Genomic DNA, 11,392 nt, shown 5'->3' with positions numbered 1-11,392 from the left:
ACGGGCAAGGGCGGCACCATCGCCCCGTTCATCGCCTACCGCGCCAAGCAGGTTGGAAAGGCCCCCGCCGCGATCCTTTGCGAGACGGCCGATCCGATCCTGACGGAATGCGCCCTGGTCATCGACATCCCCATCCTGGACGGATTCGACCGGAACCCAGTGCAGGCCATCAAGAACGGGCAGCGGGTCGCCATTGACGGAGAACAAGTGACGGTGAGCTGAGCCGAAGGTTTCGAAAGCGCATCCTCTCGCGGGCCCCGGTCCGGTCAAGTCAATTGGCCGGGCCGGGGCTTTATTGCGTCGGCGTTTTTTTGATTTCCCGGGGGAAGTTCGGCAGGCTTTGACCGTTGGGAAGAACCTTGGCGCGATGAATCGAATCCGGATGTTCCATGCCTGCGGCACGGAGCGGGTTATTGGGTTTCGCTCTTCAATCTACGCCAGAGAGTGGTCGTGCTCATGCCCAGGCGCCGGGCCGCCTCCCTGCGATTGCCGCCGCAGTCCGTAAGGACCTTGTGGATGTGCCGCAGCTCCTCTTGCCGCACCAAGCGTTTGTGCGTAGGGGGCGGGGGGACGTCGCAGGAGGGCGCCGCCTGGCTGTCCGGGGCCGGTGTTCCCAGGTTTTCCCGCACGGCATGGGCGTCGATGGGCTGCCCCTGGTAGTCGACAAAAAGCCTCTCCAGGATGCTTTTCAACTCGCGGACGTTGCCGGGGTACGGGTAGCTGTGCAGGACTTCCCTGGCCTCGGGAGTGATCACCGAGGGGGGCACCCCCAGGCGGAGGCAGACCTCGCGGCTATAGTAGCCGACCAGGGTGTCCAGGCAGGAGCCCCGCTCCCGCAAAGGGGGCAGCGTCAGGTGCAGCACGTTAATCCGGAAATAGAGATCCTCGCGGAAACGCCGTTTGGCGATCATCCGCGGCAGGTCCCGGTTGGTGGCGCAGAGGATGCGTATGTTCACGGGAATGATTCTGTCGCCGCCCACGCGCATGATCTGGCGCGTCTCCAGGGTTCTGAGCAGCTTGACCTGCATGGGCAGGGTCATCTCGCCGATCTCGTCCAGGAACAGGGTCCCTGATTCGGCCAGTTCGAAGAGGCCTTTTTTCCCGCCCTTGCGCGCTCCGGTGAAAGCGCCTTCCACATAGCCGAACAGCTCGCTTTCCAGGAGATGCTCGGGCAGCGCGGAGCAGTTCACGGCCACGAAGGGCCCGTGCCTGCGGCGGCTGCCGTTGTGCAGGCTCTGGGCGATCAGTTCCTTGCCCGTGCCGCATTCGCCGAGGATGAGCACCGTGGAATCCACGCTGGCGTAGCGCTTGGCCCGGCTGATGAGGCTACGCATGGCCGCGCCGTCGTGCACGATGTCCTTGAACTGATACTCCGCGACCAGCCCCTTGCCGAAGAAGGTTTCGTGCTGCAGGTTCTGTCCCTTGAGGCCGCCCTGCTCCAGGAGCAGCACCGCCCCGAAGTTCTTGTCGTTGCGGGTCACGGGATGCACGCGGCAGACATATTCCAGCCCGGGCTGGTCGCATGAGACCATGCCGTTCCAGTCCTTGCAGTTGAGCACCGCGTCCAGGATTTCCCGGTGCCGCAGCCTCCGGTCCTGGCCCTCAGCCTCGAAAAGCGTGTTCCCCAGTTGCGGGTCTATCTGCATCCACTGGTTGGCGTGCAGCAGATGCCCCCGCTCATCCAGCACGATGACGCCCTCGCGGGCCGCGTCGATGCTGGCCTGCTGGCGCAGTTTCCATTCATGCTCGCGGCGCAGCACCTCGAGAATCTTGGCGGCCTGCTTCAGCACGTCCCGCAGCACGTCGCTCTCGATGCGGATGGAAAATCCCCGCAGGCCCATCTGCTCGGCCATGGCCGCCACGATTCCGGAACCCACCACGGCGGTGATGCCCATCGCCTTGATCCGCTCCATGGCCACGCGCAGGTCGCTGAACACCTTGAGCTGGAAAATTTCCAGCTTTACGGACAGGACCGGAGCCAGAACGCGGGAGGCCTTGATGGGCTGCCCGAAGCCGACCACGGCGATGCGTTCGCTGTACTTGCGCGCCTGGTCGATGAGGGGGAGCACGTCGTGGATGGTGACGGGAATGTCCACGACCGGCGTGGAAAAGGCCGCGCGGAGTATGTTGGCCGTCGCGTCCCTGCTGATCAGGACCTTGGCGCCCTGGTCGATGAGTTTTTGGCCGACGGCGATGGCCTCGTCGAGCAGCCCTTTGTGGACGCAGAAGTCCACGAGGGTTTCCTGTCGGAGTTCTTCCAGTTGGCCAACGAGAGTTTCGTCCGGAGCGATGACGGCGATGTCGGATACCATACGAATCCTTGCGTGAAGCAGAGCAGAGCAGAGTTGCTAAATCACGCTCACACACGTGGTATACCATCGGCTGGTCCGACCTGTCCAACCGCTCCGGGAAGCGCCGCGCGAAGCGCTTCCCGCCCTGGACGGCGCGAGATCAGAGGCCGCTGACGAGAACCGAGTTTCCGTCGAATTCCAAGTCGTGCGACTCCTTCCAGATCTCTTTCAGCTTACCCTCGGCCCGCAATTCGTCGAGCAGGGGACGCGTGACCAGCATGCGGTCCAGAGCGGACGTGGACTGGATCACGCAGGCCCGCACCAGGGACAGGTCCGGTTGCCAGCAGATGCGCAGGCCGGCCCGCACGACATCCAGTTCCGTGGGCAGCACGGGCGGAACGCGCACGCGAGCCGTCACCGCGGCGGTGACGGCGTTGAACGCCATGGCCTTCATGTCCATTTTGTTGGCCATATCCAGGGGGATGAAGTCGGCGTTGCCCACGCCCGCGCTGTTGCCGTCCGAGACCTCCGTGGTGCGCAGGGCCACTATGGAATTGATGTACGGGGAAAGCGGGGGATCGCCCCGGAATCCTTCCCGCCCGATGACCTTGCTGTCCATGCCCGCACCGCTGATGTTTTTCCCAAGGTACTCGACCACAAGCAGGTCGGCCTGGGCAAAGGGAAGGCTCGGGGCGCAGGACTTGGACAGAGCCAGCAGCCGCCGGTCGGCCTCGGGGAAATCCTCGGGGCTCACGCCTTCCAGCACGGCCAACTGGTGCAGGCCGTTCTCCACCACCGCCACGCCCAGGGCGAAGGGAGCCTTGGCCAGCGACTGCTCCGCGATGCGTGGCATGAGCTCGACCAGCCCGCGGCGGCCGTAGATGTGCACGTTGCGCGCGCCCATGGCCTTGCCCAGGCCAACGGCAACCATCTTGTGCAGGCCGCTTTCGATGTCCGACTCGAATGTGGTGTGCGTCTTGACCCTGGCGACGATCACGATGCCGTCGGCCTCGAAGGCGTTGCGGTCGATGTGCGCGTGCACATTGGTCTCCACCTCGCCCAGGTCCACGGTCTCCATGCTGGAGAGCACGGGCGCGCCCGTGCTCTCCTCGCTGACGCCGAGATGGTCCAGCATGTCGGCTTGGCCCTTGTCCGTACCGCCGCCATGGCTGCCCATGGCGGGCACGATGAACGGGCTAAACCCCCGGGCCGTCAGCCGATCGATCACCCCGCGCACGATGCGGGGCAGGTCGGCGATGCCGCGGCTGCCCACGGCCACGGCGACCCTGGCTCCCGGAGCCAGTGCGTTCAGCCGTTCGCTGGCCGTCATGGCCTCGTTCAAGGCGCTGTCCAGGTCCTCCAGGGGCGGGAGCACCGGCTGTCGGATCGTGATCCCAAGGAACTGCGGGATGGGCTGTTGGGCAAGGCCCGGCAGGGTGATGCTGGGAAACTGCGGATTATAAGTCATGGCGTTGCGCTCCTGCCGCGTAATTCGTTCACGAATGGTTGCCGACTGGTGTGGATGTCAACAGTGGGCCGGCCACGAGGCGCGCCAGCGTTTGTACAGGGCCAGGACCACGGAAACCAGGGCGATCGCCAGGAAGGTGAGGGCGATCGGCCGATCCATGTATCCAGCCAGGCTGTTGCGCCCCATGACCCAGCTGATGCGCAATTGGTTCTCGGCCATGCGCCCGAGGATCAGGCCCAGCACCAGGGGCAGCAACGGGAATCCCTGGCGGTTGAAGAAGTAGCCCACCAGACCCAGGATCAGGAAGATCCAGACGTCGGACATGCTGTTGTTCAAGGCGTAGCAGCCGATGCCGCACATGGCGAGGATCACCGGGTAAAGGATGTACCGGGGGACCAGGAGGGCCTTGATCAAGACCCGGATGAAATAGATCTGCAGGATCAGCATAAAGAAATTGCTGACGAAATACGCCGTGAAGATGACCAGCACCAGATCCATGTGGTCGCGCATCAGCAGCGGCCCCGGCTGCACGTTGTGGATCATGAACGCGCCGAGCATCATCATGGTCGTGGCGTCGCCGGGTATGCCCAGGGTCAGCAAGGGGATCATGGCCCCGCCCGTTGCGGCGTTGTTGGCCGTTTCCGAGGCGATGATCCCTTCGGGGTTGCCCTGGCCGAAGCTGTCCGGGTCGTCGGCAGCGGATTTGGCCTGGGAATAGGCCACGATGTTGGACAGCCCAGGCCCGACGCCGGGGAGGATGCCGACCCCCACGCCGATGAACGCGGAGCGCAGGACGTTCTTGATGGACTTGGTGAACCGCCTGGCCACGCCGAAGAATTCCTTGGGCGTGAAGTTCGCGTTGATGATCTTGAAGGGCTTCTGGATCAGGGCGACGTCCTGAAGGATCTGCGAGATGGCGTACATGCCGATGAGCACGGGCATGACCGAGAAGCCCGCCTCCAGGGCATCGATGCCGAAAGTGAAGCGGGCGATGCTGTCCGTTTCACTCACTCCGATCATGGCCATGAGCAGCCCGACGGTAGCCGAGAGCAGGCCCTTGACCAGGGACTTGTTCGAGATGGAAACGATGCAACTGAGAGTGAAGACCACCAGGGAGAAATATTCATACGGGCCGAAGCGCAGGGCGAAGCGCCCGAGCAGCGGGGCCACCAGGGCCAGGACGGCAAAGGAGATGAGCCCCCCCAGGAACGAGGCGAACACCCCGTATGACAGGGCTTTTCCCGCCTCTCCTCGTCGGGCCATTGGAAAGGCGTCAAAGGTCGTGGCCACGGAAGACGGGGTGCCGGGAATGTTCAGCAGCGCCGCCGCCACCAGGCCGCCGGAGATGCCGCCGATGTAGACCGCGACGAGGGTCAGCAGGCCCTGGTCCGTGGACATCCCGAAGGTAACGGGCACCAGCAGTCCCACCGCCATGGTGGAGGTGAGGCCGGGCATGGCCCCGATGACCAGGCCGCCGAAGACGCCCAGAAACATGAGCAGCAGATTGAACGGCTCGAAGACGTGGATAATTTGACTGAAGTCGAACATGGCCCCCCTCCTTACGGCAGGAATACTGTCAGCAAGACACCGAACACGTAGTAGAGAATGGATGTGACGATTCCCGATACAAGCGCGTAGATTACCAGATTTTTAGGCTTTGTGGGGCCAAGTAGACACATTGAAACGATCAGGAAGAGAACCGTGGAGGGTATGTAGCCCAGCCAGGGCATGACGAGAAGATAGACCATGACCAGGCCCACCAGCGACCAGCGCAGGGCGAGCGTCCTCCAGTCGACGGCTGGCTTGACGGTTTTCTTCTCTTCGCACGTGGCCGGGGCACCCGGGCGGCTTATGCTCTGGTAGATAAGGACCAGGGACAGCAGGCCCATTATCCAGACGAGGATTTTCGGAAAAAAGACAGGCCCCCCAGCAATGAGGCACGCCGGCCGCAGGGCGCAGCACCTCTGGTACAGAAGAGCTCCAAACAGCAGCAGGACCAGGGCCATTACAAAGTCGCCGGTTTTGACCTTCATGAACCGATTCTCCGAAGTTGGGGGGTTATCCCCCTCCTCCCGAACCCGTGATCGCTCACGGGCCGGGAGGAAGGATGGCGGGAAGATTGTGCCTGCCCCTATTTGACCAGCATGTGGTGGCGCTTGGCCACGTTGTAGTTGAGATCGGCCTGGCCCTGCCAGATCTTCATGGTTTCCGGAACGTCATGGTAGCGGGGCACGAAGCATTGCGCCTTCAGGGCCTCACGGCAATCCGCATCATTCACCGCCTTCTGGAAGGCGGCTCTCATGGTTTCGATGGCCTCCTTGGGGCTGCCCTTGGGCATCCAGGCCGTGTAGTAGAAGTCAAAGGAGGCATCCACGCCCTGCTCCTTGAGGGTGGGGATCTCGGGCTCGTAGGGCGAACGTTCGTCCGAGAGGATGGCCAGGATGCGCAGGTCGCCGGACTTGGCATAGGGCAACGCGGCGGAGAAGGTCACGCAGCTGATGTCGCCGTTGCCGCCCATGAGGCTGAGGATGCGGTTCTTGTCGCCGGTGGTGGGGATGGGCAGCGGCTCGATGTCGGCGGCGTCCCTGATGTACAGGTAGACGAACTGCGACACTCCGCCCATGGCCATGACCCAGCGGTACTTGTTGGGCTCGGCCTGAATGGCACCGATGGCCTCCTTGGCGGTTTGCCAGGGGCTGTTCTTGGGCACGATCATGCACATGGAGGAGGCGGCCACCATGCACACGGGATCAAAGGATTTCCACGAGTACTTGGTCTTGCGCACCAGGGGCACCATGGTCATGTTCTGATGCTCCCACAGGACTGTGTATCCGTCCGGACGGGCCTTCTGGGCGGCCATGGTCCCCATGCCGCCCGCCGATCCCGTGATGTTCGTAACCACGACGGGCTTGGGCAGGTACTTCTTGAGATGCTCGGCGACGATACGGGCTGACACGTCGCTGCCGCCACCGGGCTTGTAGGGCACGATCATCTGAATGGGTTTTTCCGGGTAGGATCCGGCCATGGCAGGCAGGGCCAGGCAACACAGTGTGAGCACGCTCAGCAACGCAACGATTCCCTTCCGCATATTTTCCTCCATTCGAATGGGTTTGCAGCCCCGGCCCAGGACAACCATCCAAGGCCTGCAAGGCCGTTCCACTGTGGCGGGCATGAGTACGCCTCCAGTCGCCCGCACCCTTTGAATCATCGGTTCAACACTTTCCCGAGTCGGGATTACAAACAGGGTCCCTGCAGGTACATTTCCGGGAATTCCTTCACGCCCATGATCTCGCCCTTGACCAGCCGGCCCGACGCATAGCGCAGGACCTCGTTCACCAAACGGTCGCCGGCCGCGGAGAGGGACTCCTTCTCGGAAATCACCGTGCTTGAAGTGAAGTCCACTTCCTCGTGGATGTTGACGTAGGCCTGCGGATTGCCGGTCATGAACAATGTCGGAGCCACGAGACCGGAGTTGGCCGAGGGCAACAGCGCATCATTGGGGAACCGGCCGCCGCCTACCTGGAAGATGGTCAGCACCGCGCCCGCCGCCGCAAAGCCCAGGAACAGGGCCGACGAAGACATCCAGGCATCCATGAAGTAGAGCCCGCGGCCCGTGGGCTTTTCGCCATACGCCACGCAGCCCTGCAGCGGCATGCTGCCGGACTTGACGATGGCGCCCAGGGATTTTTCCTCAAGGGTGGTCAAACCAGCCTGAATATTGGCCGGGATGGGATTAATCTCGCGGATGTCTTCGCCGGTGGACTTGGCCTGCAGCTCCACACGCTCCACGGCGTCCAGGAATTTCTGGCGCTCGCCCGCGTCGACGAACCGCTTGGCCAGAAGGTGCTCGGCCCCGATGACCTCGGTGGTTTCAGAGAACATGGCTGTGCCGCCAGCCTCGACGACACGGTCGAACAGGTAACCGACCACGGGGTTGCCGGACATGCCCGAGGTGGGATCGGAATATCCACATTTGACGGCCACGCTCAACTCGCCGAGGCCGACTTCTTCACGTTCGCATTCACTGGCCCTTTGGATCAGCGCCCTGGCCTTGCGCATGCCTTCGCCCAGGGCCTGCTGCAGCCCGCCGCAAGTACTCAGGAAGACTGTATCCACGGGCTTGCCGCTGGCGGCGATTTCCGCCACGAAATTCTTATAGTCGAATTCAGGGTAGCCGCTATCCTCTTTGACGCCAACCACAAGCACGGCCCCAACATTGGGGTTGCGCGCCACGCCGATGAGGGTTCGCGCGACGGTTCGCCGGTCTGCGATATCCCGCCCGCCTTCCTGGGGCTGCACGTAGACCGTGGCCCCGTGAACCAGCCGACTGATCAGCAGCGCCAAATTGGACGCACCGCGGGCGTTGGCGATGATGAGCACATGGTTTCTGATGCCTACCGAACCGTCGGGCCGAATGAATCCTTTGAACTTCATGCCTATGCCTCCGCGAGGTCGCCTCGCCCCCGCTTGCCTTTCACGTTGTGGATATGAACGCATTCTCCGCTTTTGATGGGTTGCGAAGCTACGCCGATGACTTCCTTGTATTTAACAATGTCAGCATCGACGGCGATGTCGCAAAGCGCGATCTTGAATCCGAATGGAATATCGTCCACAGCGATAAATCGCCGTTCTTCACCATCCGAGACGTATGAGACCTCGTCGTCCTTGTGGATATCCTCAAGGGCATTACCCACATTGTCTTTTCCGTTCATCACAATAATAGATTTCATGCTATCCTCCGAAGTTTGGTTGCACGACATAAAGCAATTAGCCTGCCAAACCTTCCGCCAGGAAATAAAATGAATATTTTTAATTGATTAGTTGAAAAAAAGAATAACTCCACCGTTGGCACCCTTTCGGTTTCATTCCCCTGCCTTTCAACAGTGGATGACGATCTGCAATTGTGTTTCAGACTTGAAATGGCGGCAATGAAGCCCAATGAGGCAAGGGAGAAATTCGGACAGAAAATTAGTTTGCCCGCTCAAAGCGGACAACAGCAAAAGCCGCTTCCGGCGGCTGCGGAATGCGGAACTCTCGAAAGCGGCTTTTCATTGCCGGCGGGCCAGGGGAATGCAAAAAACAGGGATACGAGCGGGGCGCTTCCGTTCGCTTAGGCCTGAACGAGGTGGTTGGTTTTGCAGGCACCTGGAAGCCGTTGCCGATATTGACCACGGCAACACTGCTGGCGCAGGAGGCAAGCATGCCCAGGAGGCTCGAAAAGCGCCCAGGGCCGTTAAGGATAAGACGGCAGCGAAGCAGTCCGTGAGCCCGACGAGGATGGCCGCATCCGTGGGCCGGATCCCGCCGTACAGATCGGCTTCCATGACGGACGCAGGAACGGGCACAATGCCGTGGGCACAGTGCACGAAGCCGCCGCCAAGCTCCACCGGCAAGGCCTACACCACGACACCACCAAACGTTGGACAGCCGTTAGACAACAATCTCGCGCATGAAAAAAGGCTTAGATCGGATCGATCTAAGCCTTTGAAAAATTGGTGGAGCTGGACAGAATCGAACTGACGGCCTCTTGAATGCCATTCAAGCGCTCTCCCAACTGAGCTACAGCCCCACGCTTTGGGAGAAGGCAATTTACCCAAAACCATTCGCTTGTCAAGCCCGGAACAGGAGGGATTCCTGTCCGGTCCGTCTTCGTTTGCCGGCGAAACCGGAAGGGGTCGCCCGGCGGAGCGCGTCAGTTTGCTGGGCCTCCGGTGGAAACCATTCCGCAGACAGAGCCAACAGCCCGACAACCCTTAAAGATATGTTAACATGCGCCGATACATTATAGGTAAACGCAACGCGCATCCCCGCGCCGCGACCAGCTACGGAGCCTCGCCATGTCCAACAGCTTCGATCCCCTGTCCATCCAGTCCTCGAGCCTGTACTGGGCGGAAAGCCAGCCCCTGGAAGCCTTGAGCGCCGACGATCTGGAGCGCTCCGGCAAGGTGGACCAGGCCTCTGGCCCGGCCTATACCGTGGACATCTCCGAGGAGGGCCGCGAGGCCGCCGACAAACCGCAGGAGACCATGGAGGACCCCTGGGGCGAATATTTCGGGATCAAGGCGGGTACCACGACCCTGTCCAACGGCAACAAGCAGGTGGTGTCCATCGACGGCGACACCATGGAGCTCGAGGAATACAAGAACGGCAAGCTGGTCAAGAAAGCCACCGGCCTGCTCACCACCGAGGGCGTGGTCCTGGACACGGAGATCTACGGCCACAACGGCAAGGTCAGCCAGGCCATCCACACCGAGCTTCTGGGCCTGGACGACACCAAGGGCCTGACCACCTCGGCGCGCATGCGCCGCAGCGCCCAATGGTTCGACAACGGCCAGCTCGTCCGCCAGATGCAGGACAGCATGAAGCTGGAAAGCGACTACACCTCGCAGGGCGGCGCATTCCCCGCGGACGAGGACCCCGAGGTAGACGCGGACTTTTCCGCCAAGGGCCTGGTCAAGGCCGGGCTGGCCGGGCTGCCCAAGACCCTGGAGGAGATCGCCGGGGGCATGACCAGGAGCACCCACAAGACCATCTACTCCGCCAGCATCCAGGAATTCGCCAACGGCCGCCTGATCCAGGACATGCACATCAGCCAGAAAAACACGTTCGAAAACAAGACCAACCGCAGCGAGGAGCAACACGACGACATGGCTCCGCACACCACCAAGAGCATGTTCCAGGACACCAATCTCCAGATCCGGGTCAGCTCCTACGACCAGGACGGCAACCTGATCCGCGAGGCGTCCTTCAGCGACTCGCACCAGGATTCGGACTTCTCCACCAACGGCCTGCAGCGCCAGAAGGTCAGCGTGACCTGGTACAACAAGGGCGAACTGGTCAAGCGCAGCCAGGGAGCCCTGACCATGGAGGAATCCAAAAACAAGCAGCTGGGCGAGCAGCCCACCCTGCTGGACACCCTGGATATGCACCAGGACGCCCTGGGCCTGCACAAAAGCGAATTCTCCTCCACCACGCCGCGTTCGGCCGCCGGCCTGCTGGGTATGGACCTGCTGGGCGCGGGCACCGACGGGGACCATTTCACCGAGGACCTGGAGCGCAGGGCGGCCAAGGACTCCTACAATCTCGCTGATAAGGCCGCCCGGAGCGGCACGGCGGACAAGATCTACGAGATCGCCTGGGAGAACGAGATATACCGCGACGGGGACATGGTGGCACGCCAGACGGACATGGAGGCCGCCACCAAAAACCTCACGCCCAGGGACATGGACATCCGCACGGGCGGCGGGCTCACCGAGGACGACACCCCGGCCGTGCTGCACAAGAGCGAGCACGCCGAGGAAAGCTTCGAGGACGGCAAGCTCAAGCAGCGCGCGGTCATCGCCTCCCACGAATTCATCCAGGAGGGCGACCGCGAGGGCCCGGACACCCTCAAGACGTCCACCGTGGCCTCCAAGAGCGAGGGCGCGAACCGCGAAACCCGCAACGCCGTCGCCGCCGCCCCCCTGGAGGACGTGGACCGCGAGTTCCACACCGCGGCCGAATCCATGGGCAAGGAGACCAGCCTGACCATGGACGACGTCTCGGAGCTCATCCAGCGCCTGGGCCCGGCGGAAGACGAATAACCGCCCCGCGCCTTCGCGCACCTTCCGGCCCCGCGCCCATCCCGGCGGGG

Annotated in this window: 10 protein-coding genes and 1 tRNA gene; 2 read left to right on the top strand and 9 right to left on the bottom strand. The window is 62.4% G+C overall.

Going from position 1 to position 11,392, the window contains the following annotated elements; translation table 11 throughout:
• The coding region (locus tag ACYYG1_RS02905; protein WP_461208765.1) for an aconitase X swivel domain-containing protein at positions 1–222 on the top strand (222 nt) is incomplete at its 5' end.
• Between the two features lie 188 nt (positions 223–410).
• On the opposite strand, the gene ACYYG1_RS02900 is transcribed toward ACYYG1_RS02905, so the two are convergent.
• From ACYYG1_RS02900 to ACYYG1_RS02860, 9 genes are all read right to left on the bottom strand, one after another.
• Positions 411–2,312, bottom strand: a complete 1,902-nt coding sequence (locus tag ACYYG1_RS02900; RefSeq protein WP_461208764.1) for a sigma 54-interacting transcriptional regulator — start codon at positions 2,310–2,312, stop codon at positions 411–413.
• 139 nt (positions 2,313–2,451) lie between these two features.
• Positions 2,452–3,759 carry a nickel pincer cofactor-dependent isomerase, group 22 gene (locus ACYYG1_RS02895; RefSeq protein ID WP_461208763.1) on the bottom strand — a complete coding sequence of 436 codons (1,308 nt, stop codon included), beginning with the start codon at positions 3,757–3,759 and terminating at the stop codon, positions 2,452–2,454.
• A 57-nt stretch (positions 3,760–3,816) separates the two neighbouring features.
• A complete protein-coding gene (locus ACYYG1_RS02890) occupies positions 3,817–5,307 on the bottom strand; it encodes a tripartite tricarboxylate transporter permease (protein ID WP_461208762.1) in 1,491 nt (496 codons plus the stop codon).
• An 11-nt stretch (positions 5,308–5,318) separates the two neighbouring features.
• Positions 5,319–5,792, bottom strand: coding sequence for a tripartite tricarboxylate transporter TctB family protein (locus tag ACYYG1_RS02885; protein ID WP_461208761.1), 474 nt, complete (start codon positions 5,790–5,792; stop codon positions 5,319–5,321).
• A gap of 98 nt (positions 5,793–5,890) precedes the next feature.
• Positions 5,891–6,847 carry a Bug family tripartite tricarboxylate transporter substrate binding protein gene (locus ACYYG1_RS02880; RefSeq protein WP_461208760.1) on the bottom strand — a complete coding sequence of 319 codons (957 nt, stop codon included), beginning with the start codon at positions 6,845–6,847 and terminating at the stop codon, positions 5,891–5,893.
• A 146-nt stretch (positions 6,848–6,993) separates the two neighbouring features.
• Positions 6,994–8,193 carry a UxaA family hydrolase gene (locus ACYYG1_RS02875; protein ID WP_461208759.1) on the bottom strand — a complete coding sequence of 400 codons (1,200 nt, stop codon included), beginning with the start codon at positions 8,191–8,193 and terminating at the stop codon, positions 6,994–6,996.
• A 2-nt stretch (positions 8,194–8,195) separates the two neighbouring features.
• On the bottom strand, positions 8,196–8,489 hold the full coding sequence (locus ACYYG1_RS02870) for a UxaA family hydrolase (protein WP_461208758.1): 294 nt from the start codon (positions 8,487–8,489) through the stop codon (positions 8,196–8,198).
• 318 nt (positions 8,490–8,807) lie between these two features.
• Positions 8,808–9,146: a hypothetical protein gene (locus ACYYG1_RS02865; protein WP_461208775.1), complete on the bottom strand. Its 339-nt coding sequence runs from the start codon at positions 9,144–9,146 to the stop codon at positions 8,808–8,810.
• 106 nt (positions 9,147–9,252) lie between these two features.
• Positions 9,253–9,328 (bottom strand) — tRNA-Ala (locus ACYYG1_RS02860).
• 268 nt (positions 9,329–9,596) lie between these two features.
• On the opposite strand from ACYYG1_RS02860, the gene ACYYG1_RS02855 reads away from it, so the two are divergent.
• Positions 9,597–11,342: a hypothetical protein gene (locus ACYYG1_RS02855; protein WP_461208757.1), complete on the top strand. Its 1,746-nt coding sequence runs from the start codon at positions 9,597–9,599 to the stop codon at positions 11,340–11,342.
• Positions 11,343–11,392: the final 50 nt, after the last annotated feature.

It is taken from the genome of Desulfocurvus sp. DL1XJH-121 (genome assembly GCF_054819825.1).
The sequence above is the reverse complement of the archived record's forward strand: the minus strand, read 5'-3'. Positions and strand labels throughout refer to the sequence as shown.